This is a genomic window from Pseudomonas sp. RA_15y_Pfl2_54 (genome assembly GCF_963971015.1).
Taxonomy (GTDB): Bacteria; Pseudomonadota; Gammaproteobacteria; order Pseudomonadales; family Pseudomonadaceae; genus Aquipseudomonas; species Aquipseudomonas baetica_A.
This window is the reverse complement of record NZ_CAXAPN010000010.1, coordinates 99447-122609: the sequence shown is the minus strand read 5'-3', so window position 1 is coordinate 122609 and position 23163 is coordinate 99447. Positions and strand designations below refer to the sequence as shown.

Genomic DNA, 23163 nt, shown 5'->3' with positions numbered 1-23163 from the left:
GTGAATGCTCAAGCATTGCGCCTGCGCAGCCTGTCACAGGCCGAGGCCTCGGTGCGCGAACGTGTGGGCGCGGGTCTGAGCTTGCACCTGTCGCAGCCATCGCCCGCCACCCTGACCCTGCGCCTGGCGCCACGGCCCTTTCACACACCGCCCGCCACGGCCTTCGAATCAGCCTGCGGTCTGCTCTGGCTCGATGCCGCCGGGCCGCTGCTGAGCGAGCTTTCCTCATGCCCGGCAATCCTCGCCGATCCGATGACGGCCACTACGGACTGCCCTTGGTATTGGCCGCTGTACAACCAATATCTGGCGCCCGAACTGCAAGTCGCATTGAGCCCGCTGCATGCCGTGGCAACGGCGCCCGCGCCAGGGCTGGACTGTTTGCTGGAACTGCACCGCACCGCAGCGGGCGCGCACATCAGTCGCTTGCGAATCGCCGCCGACACCCTGCTGCGCTGGCTCGACCATGGCCCGTGGCGAGCCTCCCGGGCCAGCACCGGCGATCGGGACTGGCCGGTGTCCTTGCCGTTGCTGCTGGGCCATTGCGCTTTGAGCCGAGGCGAACTGCTCACCCTGCGAGCGGGGGACGTTTTGCTCATTCCCCAACCGCTGTTTACCGCCCAAGGGCTGGGCAGCCTGCAAGTCGGCGCCTGCCGCCTGCACCTGCGCCAGCAAGCGGCAACTGCCCTGCACTTCACACTCACCGAACTGGAAGATTTGCCGATGAATGCCTCCCTCGATCACTTTGCCCTTGGCGATCATGAGCCGCTCAACGAGGTCGACGCGTCGACGCTAGCGGTTGATGACACGGCCAGCGAACGTTTCGACGATCTGCCGGTGGCGCTGACCCTGCGAGCCGGCAGCCTCAACCTGAGCCTCGGCCAGCTACGCAGCCTCAGCGTCGGCTCGGTCTTGCGCTTTAGCGGTTGCACGCCGGGTCAGGCCATGTTGTGCCAGGGCGAACTCGTTTTGGCTCAAGGTGAACTGGTGGACATCGAAGGTCGGCTGGGCTTGCAAATTACCCGCCTGGAGCTGCGCCCGTGAATGTGCAGGACGTTGATCCGCTGACGCTGGCCCTCTTTCTGGGCGCACTGTCGCTGGTGCCTTTATTGATGATGATCTGCACCGCGTTCCTGAAGATTTCCATGGTGCTGCTGATTACCCGCAACGCCATCGGCGTGCAGCAGGCGCCGCCGAACATGGCGCTGTACGGCATCGCGTTGGCGGCAACGCTGTTCATCATGGCGCCCGTGTTCAACGACATGGGTCAGCGCTTTCGCGAAATGCCGCAGCGTCTGGACAATTTCACCGCCATGCAAACCGCCGGCACGCAAGTGCTGGAACCCCTTCGCCACTTCATGGCACGCAATGTCGACCCGGACATCCAGACCCATCTTCTGGAGAACACTCAACGAATGTGGCCGGCGGCAATGGCAGCCAAGGCCAGCCGCGACGACTTGCTGCTGATTGTCCCGGCGTTTGTGCTGTCGGAATTGCAGGCCGGTTTCCAGATCGGCTTTCTGATCTACGTGCCCTTTATCGTGATCGACCTGATCGTCTCCAACATTCTGTTGGCGCTGGGTATGCAGATGGTGGCGCCGATGACCATTTCCCTGCCCCTGAAAATCCTCCTGTTCGTCCTCGTCGATGGCTGGACACGGCTGCTCGACGGCCTCTTCTATAGCTACCTGTGAGGGCAACATGGACACATTGACGCTGTTCAAACAAGCCATGTTGCTCGTGGTGGTCCTGTCGGCGCCGCCACTGATCGTCGCGGTGATCGTCGGCGTGCTGACGTCTTTGCTGCAAGCGGTGATGCAGTTGCAGGACCAGACCCTGCCCTTTGCCATCAAGCTGGTGGCGGTGGGCATTGCACTGGCCCTGACCGGACGCTGGATTGGCGTCGAGTTGATGCAACTGGCCAACCTGGCTTTCGGCATGATCGCGCAGACGAGGGCTTGAGATGTTCGGGCCGGCGTTCAACGAAGTGTCCCAATCCATTCTCGCCCTGACCTTGGGCATGGCTCGTCTTTATCCGTGCCTGTTCCTGGTGCCGGCGTTCGCCTTTCGCGAGATCAAAGGCATGCTGCGCCACGCCATCGTGCTCGCGCTGGCACTGGTGCCGATGCCGGGGATTCGCGCCAGCCTGGCGGGGCATGATCTGGGTTGGATCGATCTTGGCGGGCTGATACTCAAAGAGAGCGTGATCGGCCTGTTGCTTGGGCTGCTGCTGGCGATGCCGTTCTGGATGTTCGAGTCCATTGGTTGCCTGTTCGACAACCAGCGCGGCGCGCTGATCGGCGGCCAGATCAACCCGGCGCTGGGGGACAACACTTCCGAACTGGGGCACATGTTCAAACAACTGCTGATCCTGTTGTTGATCCTCGGTGGCGGTTATGCCGCCCTGACGCAGGTGATCTGGGACAGCTACGCCGTGTGGCCCGCCAACCACTGGTTGCCGATGCCCGCCACAGACGGGTGGGAACTTTATCTGAAGCTGCTCGCGAGCACCTTTCGCTGCATGGTTCTATACGCCGCACCGTTGGTGGGCCTGTTGCTGCTGATCGAGTTCGGCATGGCGATCCTCAGCCTGTACAGCCCGCAGTTGCAGGTCTCGACTTTGGCGATGCCGGCCAAGAGCCTGGTCGGCCTGGGCTTTCTGGTGCTCTATCTGCCGATGCTGTGTTGGCTTGGCCAGGGTCAATTGGCGCAACTGGCTGACTTCAAGCACCTGCTGCCGTTGTTGCTCAAGGCAACCCCTGGAGCCCTCCCATGAGCGAAAAAACCGAGCAGCCCACGCACAAGAAACTCGCCGACGCACGCAAAAAAGGTCAGGTCGGACAAAGTCAGGATGTGCCCAAACTGCTGATTTTCGGCGCGCTGCTGGAATTGATTCTGGGCCTGGCCGAGGGCGGTATCGAGCGACTCAAGGCGCTGATGAACCTGCCCTTGCAGCAGATGGACCGGCCCTTCGGCGCGGGCGTCGGCGAAGTGCTGACCAAGGCTGGCTGGGAGCTGTTGCTGTTCATGTTGCCCGTGCTGGGCATTGCCGTGGCCATGCGCCTGATGGGCGGCTGGGTGCAATTCGGGCCGCTGTTTGCGCCCGAGGCGCTGAAGCTGGATTTCGAGCGGCTCAACCCGCTCAATCAATTCAAGCAAATGTTCTCCTCGCGTCAGTTGTTCAACCTGCTCAACAGTCTGTGCAAGGCTGTGCTGATCGGCGTGGTTCTGTATCTGGTGCTGCCGCCGGCGCTGGGCGATCTGATCGGCCTGGCCAACAGTGACCTGAACACCTATTGGCACGCGATGATCGCTCTGTTCCACCGACTCTCGCGGATCTGCCTGGGGTTGTTGCTGGTGTTGGCGATCGTCGATTTCGCCTTGCAGAAATACTTCTTCATCAAGGGCCAGCGCATGAGCCACGAAGATGTGCGCAAGGAGTTCAAGCAGATGGAGGGCGACCCACACATGAAGTCGCACCGCAAGTCGCTGGCCCGAGAGATGCTCCAGCAACCGGCCGGCGCCACGCCTGCCAAAACGCCGGTGGAAGACGCCGATCTGCTGCTGGTGAATCCCACCCACTACGCCGTCGCCTTGTTCTATCGCCCCCAGCAGACACCGCTGCCGCGCATTATTGACAAGGGCCACGATGCCCACGCGCGGGAACTGATTGAGCGTGCGCGCAAGGCCGGCGTGCCCGTGATCCGCTATGTATGGCTGGCGCGCACGTTATACCGCAGCGAGGTCGGCCAATTCATCCCGCGCGAAACCCTGCAAGCGGTGGCGCAGGTCTATCGCCTGCTGCGCGAACTCGACGACCACGTTCAGTCGCAAACCATCGAAATGCCCGGCACGCCCTACTGAGACACGAAGGAACCAGGTGCAAGCGACGACCACTCAGGGCAAAGGAAATTTTCCTGAACGCCCAAGGCGGACCTAACGACCCCGCCGTGTCAGTTTCTGACCTGGAGTCCTGCTATGGAGTCATCGATTCAACGGGCCGCGTCGACGCCGCTGCCAATCATTTCCCAGACGACAAACAATGCTCAGGGGCTAGAGCAACAATCTCAGGCACCGACCCAGCGCAGCGGTCACTCCTTGCGCGATCTAGGCAGACGTTTCATGCATCTGGTCGGCCGTGTTCGCCAGGATACGCAGGCGACACCGCGGCAGTCCGCCGCCTCTTCGAGCAGCCGGCGCAATGTGGCGTCCCAGGCCAGCGCAGGGGCTAGCGAGCCCGCCGCCTCTTCCTCCACCGCCAGCAATGCGCCGCCGTCGCCAAGGCTGAGCCGCAGTCATGCCGCCCGTTTCAGTGCTCCGGGCGAGCGCGCTCAATCGAACGTGCCGGCCGAGAACAGTTCGGCGCATGTACGTCTGGATGACAAGGGGCAGCCGGACTTCGTCAATTTCACATCCACCGCTGTCGCGGACCTGCTGCGCAATGCCCTGACCCGATCCGGTCAGCACTTTCAGGCGGCGACGAGTAATGACAGTGGCGAGGATCATCTGCTGCTGGAGCCCCAAGGTCATTTGCTGCATGTAAAGCAGTCACCCTCGGCGGTCGTGGCGCTGCGCAGCAGCCAACCCGCAGGCCCGGTAGAAAACAACAGTGCGCCATCCTCCCTGGCCCTGCATGACCAGCAAGCCCGCGTGAGTAATGGCGGCGTTCTGGACACCATCGGGCGCAGCCATCTCGGGCACCTGACCGGTATCCATCAGGACAGCGACGGCCAGCCGTTACGGCTACACGACGAAAAACTCTACGAATTCGACCAAGCCAATGGCACCTGGCATACACCACCGGATCACGAACAGATCAAGTTCAGCCAGTTGTCGAGTCAAGGTAACGGCAAACTTTATGGGCAAACCGGCGACCACCTGGTGGATCTTTCCAGTGAAGGCGTACTGCCTATCGAGGTGCCGGGCCTGAAAGCGTTTTCCGTCAGCGCCGATCAGCACGTCGCCACCTTGAGTGGCGATCAGCGCCAGACGCTGCAGTTGTTCGACCTCAATCAAGGCGCGTCGACGTCCAGCCACACCAAAACCCTTGAACTGAACGGCGGCACTGCCGAGCCCAAACACATCGGCATGAGCCCTGAGCGCTTGTTCATCAGCGATACCGAGGGCCGTTTGTACAGCATCAAGCGTGCCGATCTCGCCCCCGATTCGCCAACCCTGCGATTGATGCCCGAGGAACACTTCCACCCTGAGGGCGAACGTCTGGGTGGTAAACATCAGGTCAGCGGTTTCCTCCATGGCGATCAGGGTGATTTGCAGGTTTTGCTCAGCGATCGCACCGGCCAGACCCACTCCCATCAAATCGACGAGCCGGAGTTACGGCTCAACAATGGCTGGAATCTCAGCGACGCACTGGTGCTGGACAACAAGCGCGGCATTCCCGGCAGCACGCCGCCGACGCCGGCCCAGACGTTTGACCTCGACCGTTTGGGCCGTGTCGGCCTTAGCGATCAACGCATCCAGCGCTGGGACTCGACCAGCCAGGACTGGAAAGACACGGGCATCAAGGATGTCACGCATCTGCAACGCGGCATCGACAGCAAGGCCTACCTGCTGCAAGACGGGCAACTGAAAAAGCTCGACGTCAGCCCGAACTACAACCCGGTAACCGTGGGCAGCAGCCACACCCTGAATCAGCCGCCACGCTCGACCAAAGTGGCCCTCGGTGAACCTGTGCCCGGTCTCGAAGACCGGCAAGTCACCGCGTTCGCGATGCTCAACGACAAACAGTTCGTGGCCCTCGATACCAACGAGCGCCTGTCCGTTCACCACCCCGACGGCACCGCCAGCGATTTGAGCCAAATCGACCTGGAAGGCAGCGTGGCCTCCCTGGCGCTGGACGAAAACCACAACCTGCATGCCCTGACCACTGACGGCAAACTGTTCACGATGGCCAAAGACGATTGGCAGGCGCGCCCTGACCAACCGCGCCCCGAGGCAGCGTGGAAACCTCTGCCACTGCCTGCCGGACACCAGGTCCACAGCATCCGCACCGGCGATGACAACCGCCTGAACGTGACGCTCAAGAACGACGACAATCACTCGCAGATGCAGCTCAAGGGCAAGACTTGGGAGCCATTGACGCCACGTCCGGCCGACCACAACGCCCTGAGTGAGTTGTTCTCGCGGGTCAGCGGTGGCGAGAAAACCGCGCGCATTCCAGGCACCGGGCTGACCGCACGCTTTACCGCCACCTTCATGGGCCGGGGCTCCATGGAAAACACCAACAGGCCCAGTACGGGCGAGTTCATCCGCGCCCACATCTTCAAGCCGACCATGGAACCTCCGCGGTTCATGAAGAACATCGGCAATCACATCCAGCATCACCATCATGGTCGCGAAGGATTGCGCCCGCTGTACGACTCCGAAGGCGATCTGTTCAAGGCGCTGGAGCTTCTCAACCATGACCAGGCACCCGCCGCCCCCGGCCGGGATCTCAAGTCACGGATCAGCCAGCTTGATCTCGGGCCACAAGGTGGCCAACTGTTGCAGGATCTCGAATCCCTGCGCAGTGAACTGGAAGACAACAGCCTGCGCGCCACACGACATTTGGGCCAGGAGCACGGCAAGTCGAAACTGCTGCACCAGAAAGAAGGCCTGCTGAACATCCACGGCGAACCGAACCCGCCGTCCAAACGCACGAAACTGCGCATGAAGCTGAGCAACCTGGGGGAAAAACTCAACATCGCCAGTGCCGGCCATGACCTGCTCAAGGAGGTGCAAGGCGCGCTCAGGCACGTCGCACCTTCGCAGCACAATCCTACCGGCACCCTGCTCAAGACCCTGCAAGACAAAGGCATGAAACTCTCTCACCAGAAGGCCGACATTCCCTTGGGCCAGCGCCGTGATGTCAGCGACGGCCAAGGGTTGACCAAGGCCCGGCTGGCCCTCGACGTGGTCACCATGAAGAATCTTGGTTTGCTGCTGGACAAGGCTGAAATGGTCAGTGCGCAGGGCGACAACAGCCGACAGTTGGCGCAATTGAAAACTGATCTGAGCCTCCTGCGCGACAAGACCTATGGCGAGCACCCGGTGAAGCAGATCACCGACATGGGCTTCACCGATCACGCCAACCTGGAAGCCTCCTACGATGGCATCAAGGCCTTCCTCAACGGTTTCAAGAAAGAAGACCACGCTACCAGCGTCAACCTGCGCGCAGCCACCGGCAGCAAAACCCAGGCGGAACTGGCGGACAAGCTCAAGTCGGCGCTCAAACAATTGGAGCATCCTGACGATGAAATCGCGCTGCAACGCAGTTACGGGCTCAATGTGAGCACGCCTTTCGTGTCGCTGGCCAACAAGGGCATGGGGCCTTGGCCCAGTGGCGCATTGGGTAGCGGGCGCAACTACAACCTCAATGCCGAGCGCGGTGAAAAGGGAGTGACGATCTATATGCAGCGCGAAGGTGCGGGCATCGCCAGTGCCGGCGTTGGTGGCGGCAAAGACTACTGGCCCGGGTTCTTCAAGGATGGCGAAGTGGACAAGTTCACCAAGGTCGATATCGGTAACGATCGGCTGCTGACGCCGGCCTTGCGCCTGGGTGTAGACGTTACGGGAACCGCGACCCGCACCCAACGCGACGGCGTGGTGTTCACCGTGCCTGACGAGGAGATCGATCACTTCGTCGATAACCTGTTCAGCGGGCAGTTGAGTCCACTTGATGTGATGAAAAAAGGTGTCGACCACGAAACCCAGAAAGGCTTGCGTTTGAACTTTGACGTCAATGCCAGCGCCACCGCCGAAATGCGCGTGGCCCTCGGCCTCACGGACAAAGACAGCTCGCCTCTGTCAGCAGCGACTCGATTGGGGGTGGGCGGTACGGTTAACGTCAATCTGCTCAACTACACCCATTACTCGGTGAACCAACACAGCAACACGGGCGAACTCCAGGAAAGCAGCCGCAACCGGCCTCGGGCGCTTAACAACTTGGGCGCTTCGGTGTTTGCCCGGGCGCAGCTCGCCGGCAGCAACACACAGGCCTCCAGCGCCTCGCAGGGCGTCGTAGCACCACTGGGTGGCGCTGCGGCGGTCTCGGTCGATAACAAAACCACAAAACGCGTCAAGTTCACCTTCAAGGAGGCCGAACCGCTGACCAGCGCCAACCTGAGCAAGCTGGGCGACAGCCTCGGCGCCGCCTTCAAGGACCCCGCTTCCCAGCAGACGGTGGCGCGTCTGAAAGATAGCAACCATGACGATTACGCCGGCCTTGGCGCCAAGGAAATACTGCACAAGCAACTGGCCGATCTGAACCGGCACTTTGCCGACAAACCGGCGGAAAACGACGAGCAATATGCGGCCCTCCGCGCCCTGAAACGCGCGGGAGTGCAGCAACAGGCCGCCGATGCCAAGCACAGCCTGCTCGACAGTGGTCGCTTCGAAAGCTCTTACACCAACCTTTCGCGTCTGAGCGAGCAAGGCATGGTGTCCAAAGTGATGAGCCTGGTCAGCCCAATGCACTCGCCAAGCAACGCCGAGCGGGTATCGACGTTGCTCGGCCAAGACCCGACCTTAAAGGCCTTGATCAAAGAGTTGCAAGGCACGCCGGGCACCCTGGCCAGGGTGCGGCTGGAACTCAAGGACTCGGTGCAGGACCGCGTCGATGAAGGCAGCCGCAAAGGCGACCTGTCACAGAAAGAACTGGCTGCGTTGCTCAGCGACCGCAACAACATGCGGATCAAGGCCATCACCGTGTTCCAGAGCGTCAGCCAGCCGGAGACCTTCTCCTCGCCACTGCCCTTGGTCAGTTACAACAGCAGTGCGTCAATCAACGTCAACAAGACCTTGGGCAAGATCAACTTCAGCTACGGCCAGGATCAGGATGCACCCAGGAACTACTTCCTTGATGGCGAACTTTCAAGGCCTTCGGCACCACTCAAGGCCGCAGTGGACGCCTTGAAAACAGATGGCTTGGAACTCAAGCGCTAAGCCCGCTGACACTTTTGGCGTGGCCCGCGCGGCCACGCCTTTTTTCCGCCCTCGCGGCCAGGTACCAAGCTTTCAAGGAGGCTACATGCGCCCTGCGTTTTATCCCCTCAACGAATTTCCACGGCTGGCCGAACTGGCCGCCCAGTGGCCGCTGATGCATCAGGAACTGTTGGCGTTACAGGCGCCGGTGCTCGACATCGATCGCACTGACAAACCCCATGAGCAGATTCATCACGAGGTCACGGCGCACCTGCAACAAGGCGGCCGGTATGGCTGGCTCAAAGGCTGGGGCGAAGCCGGTGGTAACCGCGACTGGGTGCAATACCCGCTGGTGTTTCGCGATCAGGCATTGGCACCGGCCCGCGCCGCACTGCCTCAGACCCTTGCACTGCTTGACGCCGTGCGCGGGCTCAAGGTCGCCGCCCTCGCACGGCTCGCCCCCCACGCCTGGCTGAGCACCCACCGCCACCCGGAGGTCGGTGAGGAAGGCTTGCTGCAAATGCACCTGACCCTCGAAGCCGCATGCGAGCGCAATTACGCGTACTTGAACGTTGCCGGCGAATTTCATCAGCACCATTGCGGCGCCGCCGCGATCTTCGACGGCTCGCAGGATCATTTCGTGGTCAATGCCAGCGATGCACCTCGATCCATCCTCTACCTGGAGTTCCAGCAAGCCAGACTGCACAAGGTGCCCGCCAACCCAGCGAACGCCTGACGCGGGTCGAACCCATAAAAAACGGGCGCCTGTCAGCAGGCGCCCGTTTTTTTACAGCGTGTGGTGCTGCCCCCTTAACGCCGTTCGTTCGCTTCCAGCAAACACTCGGCCAGTAATCGGACAATCCAGTAAGCGGTCAGCCCAGCGGCTTGCTGCAGTTGATCGTGACCGGCGTCCGCCTGGAAATCCCGTTCCAGACGGTCGATGTAACGTGGCAGGTGGAAGCGTTCAGCGCTGCGCCCCGCAGGTTTGTCCAAAGTCGCCTGCAAGCGCTGGCTGATCAACGCGATAGCCTGTTCGAAGGCCTGGCGCTGACTCGCATCGAGTTCGCCGCTGCCCTGCACCAGCGCTTTCCAGCCACCGCTGGGCGATTGCTGCGCGCTCATCTCAGACCTCCTGATGACGGGTCGATTCAGGCAGCTTGCTGTAAGCGTTCTGGACATTGTTCAGATCGATATTGTGGGTGGTGAGGTTCAGCCCCTCGCTGTCGCTTTTGACGAATGAGAACTTGCCATTCTCGGCGCTGACGTTGCTCAGGTTGAGATTCCAGTTGCCCTGCTGACCGCCATTGGTACGCATGAACGTGCCGAAGTCTTTCGCCTTGAAGTTATCGACATTGACATTGGCGTCCGCATTCAACTGGAAGATCTTGTCTGCCGCGCCTTGGGCGCTGCTGTTGGTGATGTTCAGGTTAGTCACCTTGGCCCCGCCGTCCTTCACCGTCAACGCGTCTTCACCGACGTTTGTCCAATGCACGTTGTCGACGTTCACCGCTTGCTCGCCAGCGGATTTGACGTGGACACCGTCGGCACCGTTGTCACCGATCACCACGTTTTTCAGGGTGGCGCCCTCAGCCAGTTCGAACAGCGGTTTCTGCGACTCACCCTGCCCACCGTCGCCCAGGGCCGCACCGGCGGTGAAGGTTTTGCCGCCGCCGTCAAACACCTCGCCCGGCCCCACTTTGATGGTGCTGTTGACCACGGTCGGGTTACTTGAGGCCGTGGGGAACGACACCGGTGCTGCCCCCGAATTATCCAGCGTCGGCAGCTCAGTAGCGGGGGCGCCCTCTTCCGGACTCAGGCTGGAGTCCGGGACCGGCGCCAGCGCATTGTTGCTCGCCACGGGTTGGCTGCCCTTGTTGGACGTGGTGTCGCCACCGCCGTGCGGTGTACCGAAGGTCTGCGGATGGCTATCCATGAACTGCGCGATCATCTCCAGCACCGCCTTGAGACGCTCATCCCCGGACACCTGACCGCCGCCATCGGCAGTCGGGCTGATCGCGCTATTGAGCGAGCCATCGCCCAGACTTTTCATCAGGGTGTTCACCAGGTCTTCAGGGTTTGCACTACCTCCCACACCCTGAGTGCCGCCCACGCCTTTGCCCTGTGTGCTATCCCCCCCTTGAGCGCTGTCGCCACCGAGGAGCTTTTCGAACAGCGCCATCAGCACCTGCGTGAGCAACTCTTTGGCCGAATCGCCACCACTGCCATCGACGGCAGGCTGGCCGTCCTTGCCCTGCGTGCTGGCGCCCGCGCCCTGCAATTTGTGCAGCAGGTCATCTCCCGCACTCTGCCCGGAGGCGCTGGCGTCTTTGCCGCTGGAAGCGCCCAACAGCATTTCGGCCAGCATCGCGGCCAGCTCCTTTAACCCGGAGGAACCCGAAGGTGCGCTCTGCCCCGTGAGCGCGCCTGGCTCAAGGGCCAGAGCGCCCACCGATCCGTTCTGTGTCAACCCTGAAAACACTTTCATATCCATCATCTGCATCGCACCCCACAGGCAAGAATGTCCGAATCGCAGCCCAATGCTCCACGATCCACCGTGTCGCCCACGTCTTGGCGCGGGTTCACGGTGTCTGTGTGGCCGTCGTTTAACGTCGGTTCCTTCAGAGTCAATTGATCATCCGTGCCAGACTCAGTCGTGTTTCGCGGGCCTGGGCGATGAAGCCGTGCACCAGACTGCAAAAACTGTCTTCATCGAGTCGCTGTAATTCGCGCGTGGTGCAAAGGCGTACATCGCCCTGATCCAGCGCCAGCCAGCAGCCGCGCAAGGTCGCGACGTCGAAGTTCAGGGTGAGTAACCGTTGCAGTGCGTCGACGCCCGGTTGAACGGCGCCCAGACGACAATGAAAAACCACGGTGTCGCTGTGTTCCGGCAATTCGATGACAGCGGCCTGAACACGGTCACTGTCATATAACGCGCAAACACCGCGCTGGAAGGTAAGAGGCGTGCCCAATTGGCTGGCCAGTTGGGCAATTAGTCGCTGGATGATGGACTCGGGGGTCGCCATTGTTTTTCCTCAAGTTTATTTCGTCGGGCGCTGCCGACACGCAACATGAGTGGAAAAACAAGGACGAAGAGTTCCGTGCTGAATAGAAATACCGGAGTCAGTGCTTCAAACCGGCCAATGACAAAAGTTGGCAAAGTAACGTCTGTAGTTGCTCTCCCTGATATTCAATGTTGAGTTCATGCCAAACCACGAAAGTGTGTTGGCTATCCAGGCAAATGTAGTAACCGTCGTAGGATTCAACATTTTCGAAACGGCGTTTAAGCGCTTCCGAAAACAGATCGGGACGTTGCGCCTGTCGCTGAATATTCAACGCCAGGCCCCAGCCCAGGCTCTCCTTGCGGCAAACGAACTCGATGCCCGGCGCCCATTGCCACACGCTGGCCTGCTTTTCGCCGATACGCATCAGGAAATCCTGCTGGTCACTACTTTGAAGAATCGTTTCAGTCATGCAGAGACACCGTACTGTATTCACCACCGCCATCACGCAGTGTGGGCGACCACCAGACATTCAACTCGCCATTATTGACGTCAAGTTGCTGACAATCACCTGAGCCACATGCAGTCCCAGGTATTAAAGTACAAGCGCTCAACAAAAGCAGACCCGCTGTCACAATACCGGCCTGATACAACTTCATCTCGTCACCTTCCTTGTAGGACTTTTGATCATTGCGCCTGGCCGTGCGAGCCAGACAGTAAGACACTTGAATGATAAGAGCCGCGTTATTGAGTTATTTTTATAACCCCCGTTACTGTGGGGGCAACATCGATATCCGTGCCGGTGCCGCCGCCGACGTAGAGGTTGCTATCGGTCGCAAAGCCACGAAAACCTCAGTTGATTCACCAGGTTGCAAGAGGTACTGGGGTGCAACTGTTACGGCCAATGTCTGTGATCCTGAACAGGACGCCGGGTCGAACTGCAGGGCTTTGGCACTGGTGTTTTTCACCACACCCACCGCCACCCGAAAATCTGTCGCGCTGAACCACTGCATCCGCTGACGATCCAGCGTGAAACCGTGGCTCACTTTACACAGATCGCCCAAGGCCACACCAGATGATGACTGTTTGATATCACTGGGAATACCACCCTTCACCAGCCCGGCAAACGTCGAGGCAATCGTGGCACGCATAACCGAGGCTTTGCCGGGTTCACGTCCGGAGGCCAGCGCCCGATCCAGTTGCCCGCGATTTTCGCTGGCGACGTAGCGTGCCGGGTCAATCTGATCCCCTATCAGGCGCGGCGTCAGAATAAACAACCGTTCGCGCCGGGACATCTGGCGTTTGTTGGAGGAAAACAGCGGCCCGATCAACGGGATCTGCCCAAGCACCGGAACCTGTTGCTGCTGGTCGCCACGCTCGTCCACATGGAAACCACCGATCACCAGCGAACGGTTCTCGGCGATCACAGCCTGCGTGCTCACGGTGCCGCGCTTGACGGTCGGCGTCTGCTGATCACGCAATTGTTCCAGTTGGCCGTCTTCGATATCAACGATCAACTGGAAACGATTGCCCCCGACACCGGCAATGGTGCGCGGAATCACTTGCAGGCTGGTGCCAGCGGTCACAGGTTCAATGGTCGCCACTCGCTCGCCGGTGGCGGTGATGTACTGGGTGCGGCTGAAGTCGATGACCGCTGGCTGATTTTCCAGGGTGAGCACCGAGGGGCGGGCGATCACCGAAGCCACGCCTTGCCCCTCCAACGCCTGGATCTCGGCGAAGAACCGGTCAAAGTCGCGGATGAACAACGTCGAAGAACCGCTGCCGAGCAGCGAACTACCGGCGGTCACGCTGCCCGCCCGCACCGACCAGCGTGATTCCAGGTTGCTCAACTGATTACGGTCGATGTCGAGGATGATGGCGTCGATCTCAACCAGCTTGCTCGGCAGATCCAGCTGCTCCACCAATTGCTGGTATTGCGCGCGTTTGTCCGGGTTGTCATAGATCAGCACGGCGTTGTTGCGCACATCGGCTGCCACACGGCGCTGCCCGCCCGAACCGGTTCTGGCCTCGCTGCGGCCGCTGACCCGCTCGGTGGCCAGGCGCAGGATTTTGCCCCGAGCGCTGTCGGCCATGCTTTGCAAGGCGTTGATATTGGCTTTGGGATCGAGGGCTGAAGGTGGCGTGGAGCGCTGGTTCTCCAGCAGTCCCTCAAGAATGGCGGCCACTCCGGGGATGGTGACGGTTTGGTCTCGATACTGAATCTGCCGGTCGGCCACCGCCGCGTAGCGCAGGGCAAACATCATCACCTGCTGCTTCTCGTCAGGCTTGACCTTTTCTTTGCTGAAGCTGCGGATCAGTTCAACGTAGCGCTGGGGCCCGCTGACCAAGACCACGCCTTCATCGGGCAACTCCCCCCAACCGAAGCGCTTGTCCAGCAGGCCGATATCGGTCAGTGCCTGTTTGAGATCCGGCGCGGCGTCAGCAGACACCTCCAGCCGCTGCGCGACCTGCGCCGATTGCGGGCTGACATACAGCTTGCCGTTGTAAACGAACCACTGGAACTGATGCTCCAGCGCCAGCCGATCAAGAAACTCCACGGCGTTGCTGGCCCGCAGTTTGACGTCAAGCATGCCACTGACGCCGGTCACACTCAGGCCCACACCAAAGGCATTGGCGAAATCGCGCAGCACGGTATCCAGCGAGGTTTGCGTGGCTTCATAGGCGTAGGCCGATTGGCCCCAGTCTTGCGGGACGGCGGCCACCGCGGGCAACGCCAGTGCCCAACACAAGGACATCCCAAACAAGTGCTTAAACATAGCGGTGTCCCAAGGCGAGAGAACGGTTATGCGCGCGGGCGGGTGCAGGGCTGACGGCCAGCATCACCTCCCAGACTTCGCGCTGATTGGCCAACGCTTCGAGGGCGGCGATGATCGGCGTCACGCCCTCGGACGCCAGATAACGCATCAGGCACAGTCGACGCTCCTGCGGGTCCAGCGCCAAGGCCGCACTGAAGCGCCCCAGACTTGGCCCGGCCAAGCGCATTGCCGCCTCAAGTCCGGCGTCGCTGCCGCGCCAGACAACGCTCAAGCCAACGCGACACAACACCCCGGCCGGACGCCGCTGCAAACGCACCGGTTGCTCATCGATATGCAGCGTCAACTCGCCCTCGCCGCTGTCCAGCCAACGTTGCAGAGTGCCCGTCAGCTCAGCGGATTTCATTGATGATTGCCTTGGCCAGGTTGTGTTTGACGACAATTTCCTGATTGGCCGCCCAACTGGCAGTAGAAGACTGGCGGATCGCCGAGTTGAAGGCGTGCCAGTCATCGGGGGAAAAGGCATCCAGCGACAAGGCCGCAGAATCCAGATCCTTTTGCGTGTGTTCAAAGGTGTTGTCGAGGCGGCGGCGCAGTGCATCAGAAGACAGCATGGTGAGACTCCAGATCCGAGAACTGCCCACTGAGTGGCCGACTACCGGAGTTGGTTCCCTGTCACGCGGTGATCATTGCTTCGGGGTGGTCGGCAATGGCCACACATGGCTGACCAACGCGTTCCAGGACAGGCTGAAGTCTCCCAGTGTGGTACGCAGGCACAGGCTGTCACGCGGCAGTTGCGCATCGGCGCGAACACTCCAGACGGCCTGTGCCGATTGCACCTGGCGGTCGACCTCTGCCAGATCCTGCGGATGACAATGCAATGTCCCGACGTCCTCCCGGGGATGGGCTGCCGCGATCTGACGCAATAACGCCGCGATTCGTTCCTGTTGCTCCAGCTCGCCCAGCAGACACTCAAGCGTGCGGGTCACCAGGGTTTCGGCGCTGCTGGTGATCTGCTCCCACATTTGCTGGCGCTGGGCCTGCCAGTCGCTGAACAAGGCATCGGCCTGGCGCCAGATCTGGGCACCGGCCTGCTCGCGAGCCTCATGGGCAAGTTGCTCTGCCTGGCTTCGGGCCTCGGCCAGTATCTGCTCGGCATCGCTGCGGGCGGCTTCAAGCAGTTGATCGGCCATCAGGCTCTGTTCGAGGGTTTCACGACGCAACACCGGGCCATCGGGCAACGCCCGGGAATCACTGAGGGTCAGGCTGCGGCGGGTCAACATGCGGCGTTCCTTGTTCATTCTGGAAAGTGAGGGCGTACCAACCGACGGCCTGCCACAGACTGGTCAGGCGCTGGGGTGGCAATGGCGCAAAACCGTGAGCCTCAGCCGCCGCCACCCGTGAGCGATCAAATATCAGGCGCAAACGTCGCCACACCGCATCGCCGACCCACGCCCGCAACAGTCTCAGGCCTCGAATTTCAGGACTGTCGGCACTCCACGACGGCGGCAACCAGTGACCGGGTTGCAGCGCTTTACCCAACCGGCGACACCAGATCAGCTCGGCGCGGCTCAATCCGCCCACCTCAGCCGACTGACTGCCGGCGCAGACCGCCACCACCAGGTTCAGCACCCGCCGCCATTGCGTGCAATCAAGCGCGAGCAACGGTAACAAAACCGGATTGGGGGACGGCGGCCATTCGTGGCTCATGCCCAGGTGTGCATCCAGCCAAGGCCCTGAGTGGCGGCGCAAAAACGCCAGGCTGCAAGGCTCAATGCCCTGCTCGCCCAGCGCCCAACCGCTCTCGGCTCGCCGTGCGCCTTGCACCCACCAACGGACCCAGGCCAGCGCTTGCTCTGGTGATACCTGCGGCGAATTCATCACGAATCGGTTGGCGCCGTTCTGGCGCCCCCCAACATTTTGGCCAGCCGCTGACGCCATCGCGGGTTGAGGACCAGCAGTCCACCCAGCAGCAACACCCCCGCCACGGCACATAACCCGAGCAACCATTGCCAGAACTGCCAGCGCTCGCGAGTCATTTGTACCGGGCCAAAACTGACTTTTTGCACGGCCTCGTGATAGCTCTGAGCGGGGACGAAGACCACCGCAAGTTTCTTGTCATCGGCGCCACTGATTCCCGGGATGCTGCTGGCGACCATGCGCCGGATTCGCGGCAACAGGCTGTCCGGATCAAGTTCCGGGCGATGCTTGATGAACACCGCCGCAGACGCCGGTTGAACCGGTTCACCCGGGGCAACCCGCTCAGGCAGCACCACATGCACCCGCGCCACCACCACGCCGTCGATCTGGGACAGGGTTTGCTCAAGCTCTTGGGACAAGGCATAGAGATAACGCGCCCGCTCCTCAAGAGGCGAGGAAATCACCCCTTCCTTGCGAAAGACTTCGCCCAGGCTGGAGCGTGAGCGGCGCGGCAGACCAACCGCCTCCAGTGCCCTGACCGCTCGGGAAATATCCCGAGTCGCCACGAGCACCGCAACACCGTTTTTGTCCAGACGCTTCTGCGCATCGATGTGCTTGCTTGCCAGTTCTGCCAATACTTCGTTGGCGTCCTGTTCGGACAACTCGCGGTGCAGTTCCATGCGCTCGCCACAGCCGTTCAGCAACAGGATCATCAGGGCCGGCACGAGCAGCCTGAGTACCTTGGAATGCATGGTCTGGCCTTATTGAAGACTGGTGAGTTTTTCCACACTCTGGGCGGCCTTGCTCACCAGTTTGGCGCTGAGCAAGCTTTCCAGATAAAACGAAGACAGCGACCGGTTGGCCTGCAATGCCTGTTGCGGATCGGTTGAGCGTGACGCTCGCTGCAAGTCGCGATCAGCCTTTTCGGCGTCCTTCTGCAACGCTGTGGAGGCCCGGACGATCGCCGAATCAGGCGCATCCTCGCGCGGCGCTCGGGTCGCCGCCTGCTGCATCTGCGCATTGAACCAGGCAATGTCCGCCTCGGCAGGCGGCCTGAGCGGCAGCCCTTCAGCAACGGATAAACCCGAGTGGTTAGCTGTTACCCCTGTAATCGCCATTCATGCTCTCCTGCCAGGACGAAGGTTTACGCTCAGCCGCGATAGCTGGTGGTGCTTTGCTGCACCAACACTGAAAGCACGTTGCCGGCCGCAATGCTGGCGTCGGTCTTCAACGTGTTACCGGCACCGCCATTGAGGAAGTTCTGCTCGGCGTTGGGAAACAGCCCCCCCAGCGAGTTGCCCTGGGCACTGCCCTTGACCTCGCCCTGGATCATGTCGATGGCCTTCTGGAACTGCTTGCTTTCACCCTTGGACATGAACAGATCGCCCTCGGACAATTCACCCATCCAGTCCTTGGACTTGCCATCAGGCTTGCCGAACTCTTCGGGGTGCATGTCCATGAAGCGCGCGACTTCCTTGAGCACGTCCTTGTCATCGTTGGAAAAGGCCATTTCGCCTCGCGCGTCGCGCATGGGATCGCCGGTGGGTTTGAGCAGGTTGCCGAGCTTTTCCTCACCGAGGTTGCCGAGCAGCGACGACAGCAAATCCTGGATGCCGCCGCTGCTCTGGTTACCGCCCGTGCTGCCCGCACCAGGATTCCAGCCGCTGCCAGCACCTGCGCTGGCGTTGCCGCCGCTCTGGGTGCCACCCCCCAGGATGTCTTTGATCAAACCTTCCAGGCCTTTGGTGAAAGCTTGTTTTTCATCACTGTTGAGGTAGTTGTCCTCACCCAGTTCATCGCGCCAACTGCGCACCTTGCCGGTGGCATCGTCGGGCTTGCCGAACTGCTCAGGGTTCTTGTCCATGTAGTCGGCGATCATTTCGAGCAGCGGATTTTTCGCATCACGGATGTTCGCCCCGCTACCGTTTTTTTCAAACAGCGCGTCGCCCAGCAACGAGGCGATCTGCCCGGCGGTGCTGTCGGAGTTGCTCTGGAATTCGCTCATGTTGGCCGCGCTGAAGCTACCTTGGAATGAGCTGGTCTGGGGCATGCTTATCGAAGAAGAAAACATAGAAGTGCTCCTGCTTGACTGCACAAGTCATGGCCCTCCCGACCGAAGTCGAGAGAGCCCACGACCACTTAGTAGTTGATCGCCTTGCCGGTTTGCTGGGCAGCGTTCTGCGCTTTGGTCGCAGAGTCCTGATAGGCGCTGGCGATACCGTTGACGGTATCGGTCATCATCTTGTTGGACTGAGCCTCGGCGTTCATGGTGGTGGTTGCAGCAGCAGTGGCGTCCATCTTCGTCATGGCAGCCATCGAAGCGCCAAGGGATGCGGTACCGGCCATAGTGTTACTCCTGATAATCGAAGGTTGTTTGAACACCCCAATGGTGTTCGAACAATGAGTGGTCGATTTTCGGAAGCGGTTCCACGACGGCAGTGAATCTTCGCTCGGCTGCCCTGATCAGAGCTCGGGGGAGTCGATGCTCAGGCTTTTCATGCGGTGGTACAGGGTGCGCCGGGGGATGCCCAGTTCGCTGATGACCGAGTCGATGCACTTGGCATGGCGCGACAGGCAATCCTGGATCAGGGTTTTTTCGAACAGGCGCAAATAGCTTTTGAGCGGCACGCAGGATGGGCTGTCAGCGCAGGGATCGTCCGTCTGCAGAGGCGGCATCCCGAGCACGAAACGCTCGGCTGCGCATTTAAGCTCGCGGATATTGCCCGGCCAGCGATGGCTGAGCAGGCGCTTGAGCAGATCAGGATCAGGCTCGGGGATGGGTTGGTGATGGCGCACGGCGGCTTCATTGACGAAGCGCTGAAACAGCGGCTGGATATGTTGCAAGCCCGAGCGCAGGGTCGGTAGCTGAATCTTGATGACGTTGAGACGAAAGAACAGGTCCCGGCGAAACTTGCCCTCCTCCACGAGTTTTTCCAGAGGGGTCTGGGTGGCGACGATCACGCGCAGATCCAGCGGCACGAAGCGTGTCGAGCCGAGGCGTTCGATACCCCGCATTTCCAGCACTCGCAGCAGCTTGGCCTGGAGCAGCAGCGGCATGCTGTCGATTTCATCAAGGTAAAGCGTGCCGTGGTTGGACGCTTCGATGTAACCGGCCCGGGACTTGGAAGCGCCGGTATAGGCGCCGGCCATGACACCGAACAATTCGCTTTCGGCCAGTTGCTCCGGAATCGCTGCGCAATTGAGCGCAATCAAAGGCCCTTCGCGGCAGGATAACGCATGGATTCGACGCGCCAATGTGTCTTTGCCAGTGCCGGTCTCCCCCTCCAGCACCATGTCGACCTTCAATGGCGCAGCCTTTCTGATAAAGGCTTGCAGCGTCCCTACAATGTCGAGAACTTCATGTTCCCACTGTACGGCGTGATTGTTCGAAAAGCCCCCAGTCATCTTGTTCCCTCATGATGATGATCACTTCTGTCGGGATCGAGGAATACAGGACGCCGGTTCTTCCTGAACGCAAAACACGGAAAGGGCTCTCGACGTCGCAAACGCAATGTATGCCTGCCACAACATTCTTTTTTTTCTGGGCGATAGAGATCAACGCGTGCCCGGAGTTCCGTTACCCGGCCGATCCCCCCACTCACCGAATCTGTCCGGCAATGCGGCTTGAACCAAGGAGGCGTATTTGTGCAAATCTGCCGCCAGGCTGTCAATCGACGGGGCGTGCGCTGCCGCGAAGTCTAAACAGACTTCATGAACGCGCAAAATTGAAATTGAGCCGTCCGATCATAGTGAATATCAATCAGCCTGCCCCGGTGATTCTATCTATCACAACCTTGTTTCAAGGGGTATGGAGCGTTTCGGCACGCGGGGCTCAGCTTGCGCAGAAAACCTCAGTTTTGGCTCATCGAGCAAAGCGGTAAAAAGATGCACACTTCAAACCCCTCCAGTCGACCTGTTGCAGGTGATGCCAGAACCATGCTCGCGTTGACGCCTTGCACAATGGTTTTGGCGATCGCCAACCCCAGCCCTGAACCCCCGGCCTCACGGCTGCCTCGCACAAAGCGTTCGGTCAGCCGTTGCAAAACCGGCTCGGGCACGGCCGGGCCACCGTTGATGACGCGAAGCACTGCCTGATGGGTCAGGCTGACCTGAACCGGTTGATCTGCCGCGCCGTACTTGAGCGCATTCTCGATCAGGTTGCGCAACAGGATGCCGAAAGCGTCCGGATCAATCGTCGAATAAACACTGGGCTGTTTGGGCAGTTGCAACTCGATACGTTGCCCGCTGCTGTGATTCCACTCATCCACCACATGGGCCAGCAACGGAATCAGATCCTGCGGGGTTTCGGACAACAGCCCGCCGCCTTCGGCCTTGGCCAGTTGCATGAGCTTTTCGGACAGTCGCGCCAGTTCGCGCAGTGAGTTTTCGATCTTCGCTGCACGCACTTGTAACGGCCCCTCTGGGGCTTCGTGGCGCAAGCGCTGGATCTGCGCCAGCGTCGCGGCCAGCGGTGTGCGCAGTTCATGGGCGCTATTGGCGGTAAAGCTGCGCTCGGCCTCCAATGCCTTGCGCAAACGTTCGAGCAGGTGATTGACCGCGTCAGCCAACGGGTCGATTTCAGCCGGCAACCGCGTCACGTTGATCGGTGACAGATCTCCCACACCGCGCGCTTCAACCGCGCGACGATAGGCCAACACGCTGCGCAAGCTGATGCGAACAAACAACCAGGTGCCCAATAGACTGATGGGAATCAGCGCCAGTAACGGCAACAGCAAGGCGAACAAGGCTTCCCGGGCCGCTTCACGGCGATGCCCCAAGGGTTCGGCAATGTCTATGAACAACGTCTGGCGCAACGCACTGGCCCCGTACAGACGATATTTTTTGGTGGTGGAAAAGCCTTCACTCGGTTGTGGGTTGAAGATCTTCGGATTGGCATCGTGAGACTGCATCAGAATCTGACCCTTGGCATCGCGCACCACGTACATCAGGTATTCGTTGTCCATTTTCAGGGTGGCGACATGTTGAGCTTCACGGGGCTCTTCACGATTGCTGATTTCCAGTACCGCCAGGGGCAGGATGCGTTGTGCGGTCTCCTCCAATGCACTGTCGAACGCCTCGTTCAACTCATGCTGCACCACCAGCCAGGCCCCGACGGTCGCGCCCAGCCAGAGCAACGTCATACCCAGCGTCAATCCCAGGCCAAGGCGTTTTTGCAGACTTGAGGGCGACTTCATACGGACGCCAACCGGTAACCCATGCCACGCACAGTCTCAATCAGGTCACGGCCCAGTTTTTTACGCAGTCGGCTGATATAGACCTCAATGGTGTTGCTCTCGATTTCGGCGCCAAACGCGTACAGACGCTCCTCCAGTTGCGACTTGGACAGCAGCGCGCTCGGACGCTGGACAAACGCTTCGAACAGCGCCCATTCACGCGACGTCAGGTCGACGAATACACCGGCGCGCATCACCGTGCGGGCACTCATGTCGACCTGCAAATCAGCGAGTTTGATTTGCGGATTGGGGTTACCGCTGTAACGGCGGGCCACAGCCGCCACGCGGGCCGACAACTCAAACAGGTCGAACGGTTTGACCAGATAGTCGTCGGCCCCGGCGTTGAGGCCGGCGATACGATCGGATATCTGATCCTGAGCGGTGAGGATGATCACCGGTGTTGTGTCTCCGGCTGAACGCTGCTGACGCAAAAAATCCAGCCCGCGACCGTCCGGCAGCATCAAGTCCAGGAGGATCAAGTCATAAGGCGTAGAGCTCACGCTATTGCGTGCATGGTCCAGGCGCTGCACCCAATCAACGGCATGGCCGTCATCGGCGATCTGCTCGCGCACGGCCTCCCCCAGCCCGGCTGCGTCCTCGACCAATAAAACCCGCATCTGGCGCCTCCTGTGATGGTTGTTGTGTCGCACCCTAACCGCCTTACCTGACGTGAATCTGAAGATTCAGCAGGTTTTCAGTATGGCGCAGACAACGAGGACTACCTGCCCGAACGCGCCGCCGAATAGTCATCGCCGATTTATTTCCGGGCCTTTCAGGTTGCTGTCAGCCAACGGGTACAGGCTCTCGCCACAACGCTCAAACAGGACATCCACATGAAAAAAATCATCGCAGCAGGCTGTCTCATTGGTGCCATTGCTCTGCCAGGGTTGGCCCAGGCGCGTGAAGTGACGCTGACCACCCAGCTCAAAAACTACAGCGGCAACGATGCGTACCTGGCGATTTATGTCACAGATGCCAATGGCCAATACCAAAAAACCCTTTGGGTCGCTGGCAAGAAGGCCAAGTACTACCGCCACTTGACCGACTGGGCCCGTGGCAGCGGCATGCAGCGCAGCGAATTTGACGGCGTCAGCGGCGCCAGTGTCGGCAGCGGCCGCACGCTGAAGGTCAGTGTTGAACTGGCAGACGCCTTGATTGATGCCGGGTATCAGATCCGGATCGACAGTGCCGTCGAGGACAAGCGCGAAGGCCGAGCCGACATCAGTGTGCCGCTGACCTCAAAGGGTTCGGGGCAGCCGGTGACTGGCAGCACCTATGTCGATTCGTTTACCTACGACCTGTAGTACCGCCCACTCT

24 protein-coding genes are annotated in these 23163 nt (G+C 60.5%); 8 read left to right on the top strand and 16 right to left on the bottom strand.

All coding sequences use genetic code 11. The annotated features are described in order from the left end of the window. The 7 genes from AACY50_RS09945 to AACY50_RS09915 all read left to right on the top strand — a co-directional run bounded on the left by AACY50_RS09945 (window position 1) and on the right by AACY50_RS09915 (window position 9655). Complete coding sequence (locus tag AACY50_RS09945) at window positions 1–1041, top strand: FliM/FliN family flagellar motor switch protein (protein ID WP_339494507.1); 1041 nt, start codon at window positions 1–3, stop codon at window positions 1039–1041. After that, window positions 1038–1691, top strand: coding sequence for a type III secretion system export apparatus subunit SctR (sctR, locus tag AACY50_RS09940; RefSeq protein WP_339464251.1), 654 nt, complete (start codon window positions 1038–1040; stop codon window positions 1689–1691). Before AACY50_RS09945 ends, sctR begins: the two co-directional genes overlap by 4 nt. A 7-nt stretch (window positions 1692–1698) precedes the next feature. Further along, complete coding sequence (sctS, locus tag AACY50_RS09935; protein ID WP_221729835.1) at window positions 1699–1959, top strand: type III secretion system export apparatus subunit SctS; 261 nt, start codon at window positions 1699–1701, stop codon at window positions 1957–1959. 1 nt (window position 1960) lies between these two features. After that, window positions 1961–2773 (top strand): type III secretion system export apparatus subunit SctT, encoded by an 813-nt coding sequence (gene sctT, locus AACY50_RS09930; RefSeq protein WP_339464252.1) that lies wholly within the window; start codon window positions 1961–1963, stop codon window positions 2771–2773. Next, complete coding sequence (sctU, locus tag AACY50_RS09925; RefSeq protein WP_339464253.1) at window positions 2770–3861, top strand: type III secretion system export apparatus subunit SctU; 1092 nt, start codon at window positions 2770–2772, stop codon at window positions 3859–3861. Before sctT ends, sctU begins: the two co-directional genes overlap by 4 nt. Window positions 3862–3975: 114 nt before the next feature. Further along, a complete protein-coding gene (locus tag AACY50_RS09920; RefSeq protein WP_339494510.1) occupies window positions 3976–8940 on the top strand; it encodes an AvrE-family type 3 secretion system effector in 4965 nt (1654 codons plus the stop codon). An 85-nt stretch (window positions 8941–9025) separates the two neighbouring features. Then, window positions 9026–9655, top strand: coding sequence for an aspartyl/asparaginyl beta-hydroxylase domain-containing protein (locus tag AACY50_RS09915; RefSeq protein ID WP_339494512.1), 630 nt, complete (start codon window positions 9026–9028; stop codon window positions 9653–9655). 74 nt (window positions 9656–9729) lie between these two features. Here the strand turns inward: AACY50_RS09915 and AACY50_RS09910 are convergent, their stop codons facing one another. From AACY50_RS09910 to AACY50_RS09835, 16 genes are all read right to left on the bottom strand, one after another. Next, window positions 9730–10041, bottom strand: a complete 312-nt coding sequence (locus AACY50_RS09910; protein ID WP_339464256.1) for an HrpW-specific chaperone — start codon at window positions 10039–10041, stop codon at window positions 9730–9732. 1 nt (window position 10042) lies between these two features. Further along, window positions 10043–11404, bottom strand: a complete 1362-nt coding sequence (locus AACY50_RS09905) for a pectate lyase (RefSeq protein WP_339538523.1) — start codon at window positions 11402–11404, stop codon at window positions 10043–10045. A 139-nt stretch (window positions 11405–11543) separates the two neighbouring features. Continuing rightward, the gene (locus AACY50_RS09900) at window positions 11544–11942 is read right to left on the bottom strand and encodes a type III secretion system chaperone (protein WP_339494514.1); all 399 of its coding nucleotides are present in this window, start codon (window positions 11940–11942) and stop codon (window positions 11544–11546) included. A 97-nt stretch (window positions 11943–12039) separates the two neighbouring features. Continuing rightward, window positions 12040–12450 (bottom strand): negative regulator of hrp expression HrpV, encoded by a 411-nt coding sequence (locus AACY50_RS09895; RefSeq protein WP_339494515.1) that lies wholly within the window; start codon window positions 12448–12450, stop codon window positions 12040–12042. A gap of 238 nt (window positions 12451–12688) precedes the next feature. Then, entirely contained in the window at window positions 12689–14695 is a 2007-nt protein-coding gene (sctC, locus tag AACY50_RS09890; RefSeq protein WP_445261477.1) for a type III secretion system outer membrane ring subunit SctC, read from the bottom strand. Then, a complete protein-coding gene (locus tag AACY50_RS09885; RefSeq protein WP_339464261.1) occupies window positions 14688–15098 on the bottom strand; it encodes a type III secretion system chaperone in 411 nt (136 codons plus the stop codon). Before AACY50_RS09885 ends, sctC begins: the two co-directional genes overlap by 8 nt. Further along, entirely contained in the window at window positions 15085–15306 is a 222-nt protein-coding gene (locus AACY50_RS09880; protein ID WP_003225084.1) for an HPr kinase, read from the bottom strand. The genes AACY50_RS09885 and AACY50_RS09880 overlap by 14 nt, the downstream gene beginning before the upstream one ends. Window positions 15307–15378: 72 nt before the next feature. Next, entirely contained in the window at window positions 15379–15975 is a 597-nt protein-coding gene (gene sctL / locus AACY50_RS09875) for a type III secretion system stator protein SctL (RefSeq protein ID WP_339538505.1), read from the bottom strand. After that, a complete protein-coding gene (locus AACY50_RS09870) occupies window positions 15944–16573 on the bottom strand; it encodes a hypothetical protein (RefSeq protein WP_339464263.1) in 630 nt (209 codons plus the stop codon). Before AACY50_RS09870 ends, sctL begins: the two co-directional genes overlap by 32 nt. Continuing rightward, entirely contained in the window at window positions 16573–17364 is a 792-nt protein-coding gene (gene sctJ / locus AACY50_RS09865; protein WP_339464264.1) for a type III secretion system inner membrane ring lipoprotein SctJ, read from the bottom strand. The genes AACY50_RS09870 and sctJ overlap by 1 nt, the downstream gene beginning before the upstream one ends. A 9-nt stretch (window positions 17365–17373) precedes the next feature. Next, window positions 17374–17730 carry a type III secretion system inner rod subunit SctI gene (sctI, locus tag AACY50_RS09860; RefSeq protein WP_339464265.1) on the bottom strand — a complete coding sequence of 119 codons (357 nt, stop codon included), beginning with the start codon at window positions 17728–17730 and terminating at the stop codon, window positions 17374–17376. A gap of 32 nt (window positions 17731–17762) precedes the next feature. Further along, window positions 17763–18683: a DNA-binding protein gene (locus tag AACY50_RS09855; RefSeq protein ID WP_339464266.1), complete on the bottom strand. Its 921-nt coding sequence runs from the start codon at window positions 18681–18683 to the stop codon at window positions 17763–17765. Window positions 18684–18751: 68 nt separating this feature from the next. Then, window positions 18752–18958 (bottom strand): hypothetical protein, encoded by a 207-nt coding sequence (locus tag AACY50_RS09850; RefSeq protein ID WP_045493062.1) that lies wholly within the window; start codon window positions 18956–18958, stop codon window positions 18752–18754. Window positions 18959–19075: 117 nt separating this feature from the next. Continuing rightward, complete coding sequence (locus AACY50_RS09845; protein WP_221729821.1) at window positions 19076–20017, bottom strand: sigma 54-interacting transcriptional regulator; 942 nt, start codon at window positions 20015–20017, stop codon at window positions 19076–19078. A 446-nt stretch (window positions 20018–20463) separates the two neighbouring features. Beyond that, window positions 20464–21807, bottom strand: coding sequence for a sensor histidine kinase (locus AACY50_RS09840; RefSeq protein WP_339494520.1), 1344 nt, complete (start codon window positions 21805–21807; stop codon window positions 20464–20466). Continuing rightward, window positions 21804–22463: a response regulator gene (locus tag AACY50_RS09835; protein WP_221729819.1), complete on the bottom strand. Its 660-nt coding sequence runs from the start codon at window positions 22461–22463 to the stop codon at window positions 21804–21806. Before AACY50_RS09835 ends, AACY50_RS09840 begins: the two co-directional genes overlap by 4 nt. Before the next feature lie 216 nt (window positions 22464–22679). On the opposite strand from AACY50_RS09835, the gene AACY50_RS09830 reads away from it, so the two are divergent. Continuing rightward, window positions 22680–23150, top strand: a complete 471-nt coding sequence (locus AACY50_RS09830; RefSeq protein ID WP_339464268.1) for a DUF2271 domain-containing protein — start codon at window positions 22680–22682, stop codon at window positions 23148–23150. Window positions 23151–23163 lie beyond the last annotated feature (13 nt).

Coding starts and splice junctions, on each gene's coding strand:
- sctS (WP_221729835.1), top strand. CDS start 1,699: ATGGACACATTGACGCTGTTCAAACAAGCCATGTTGCTCGTGGTGGTC.
- sctT (WP_339464252.1), top strand. CDS start 1,961: ATGTTCGGGCCGGCGTTCAACGAAGTGTCCCAATCCATTCTCGCCCTG.
- sctU (WP_339464253.1), top strand. CDS start 2,770: ATGAGCGAAAAAACCGAGCAGCCCACGCACAAGAAACTCGCCGACGCA.
- AACY50_RS09920 (WP_339494510.1), top strand. CDS start 3,976: ATGGAGTCATCGATTCAACGGGCCGCGTCGACGCCGCTGCCAATCATT.
- AACY50_RS09915 (WP_339494512.1), top strand. CDS start 9,026: ATGCGCCCTGCGTTTTATCCCCTCAACGAATTTCCACGGCTGGCCGAA.
- AACY50_RS09910 (WP_339464256.1), bottom strand. CDS start 10,041: ATGAGCGCGCAGCAATCGCCCAGCGGTGGCTGGAAAGCGCTGGTGCAG.
- AACY50_RS09905 (WP_339538523.1), bottom strand. CDS start 11,404: ATGAAAGTGTTTTCAGGGTTGACACAGAACGGATCGGTGGGCGCTCTG.
- AACY50_RS09900 (WP_339494514.1), bottom strand. CDS start 11,942: ATGGCGACCCCCGAGTCCATCATCCAGCGACTAATTGCCCAACTGGCC.
- AACY50_RS09895 (WP_339494515.1), bottom strand. CDS start 12,450: ATGTCTGGTGGTCGCCCACACTGCGTGATGGCGGTGGTGAATACAGTA.
- sctC (WP_445261477.1), bottom strand. CDS start 14,695: ATGTTTAAGCACTTGTTTGGGATGTCCTTGTGTTGGGCACTGGCGTTG.
- AACY50_RS09885 (WP_339464261.1), bottom strand. CDS start 15,098: ATGAAATCCGCTGAGCTGACGGGCACTCTGCAACGTTGGCTGGACAGC.
- AACY50_RS09880 (WP_003225084.1), bottom strand. CDS start 15,306: ATGCTGTCTTCTGATGCACTGCGCCGCCGCCTCGACAACACCTTTGAA.
- sctL (WP_339538505.1), bottom strand. CDS start 15,975: ATGTTGACCCGCCGCAGCCTGACCCTCAGTGATTCCCGGGCGTTGCCC.
- AACY50_RS09870 (WP_339464263.1), bottom strand. CDS start 16,573: ATGAATTCGCCGCAGGTATCACCAGAGCAAGCGCTGGCCTGGGTCCGT.
- sctJ (WP_339464264.1), bottom strand. CDS start 17,364: ATGCATTCCAAGGTACTCAGGCTGCTCGTGCCGGCCCTGATGATCCTG.
- sctI (WP_339464265.1), bottom strand. CDS start 17,730: ATGGCGATTACAGGGGTAACAGCTAACCACTCGGGTTTATCCGTTGCT.
- AACY50_RS09855 (WP_339464266.1), bottom strand. CDS start 18,683: ATGTTTTCTTCTTCGATAAGCATGCCCCAGACCAGCTCATTCCAAGGT.
- AACY50_RS09850 (WP_045493062.1), bottom strand. CDS start 18,958: ATGGCCGGTACCGCATCCCTTGGCGCTTCGATGGCTGCCATGACGAAG.
- AACY50_RS09845 (WP_221729821.1), bottom strand. CDS start 20,017: ATGACTGGGGGCTTTTCGAACAATCACGCCGTACAGTGGGAACATGAA.
- AACY50_RS09840 (WP_339494520.1), bottom strand. CDS start 21,807: ATGAAGTCGCCCTCAAGTCTGCAAAAACGCCTTGGCCTGGGATTGACG.
- AACY50_RS09835 (WP_221729819.1), bottom strand. CDS start 22,463: ATGCGGGTTTTATTGGTCGAGGACGCAGCCGGGCTGGGGGAGGCCGTG.
- AACY50_RS09830 (WP_339464268.1), top strand. CDS start 22,680: ATGAAAAAAATCATCGCAGCAGGCTGTCTCATTGGTGCCATTGCTCTG.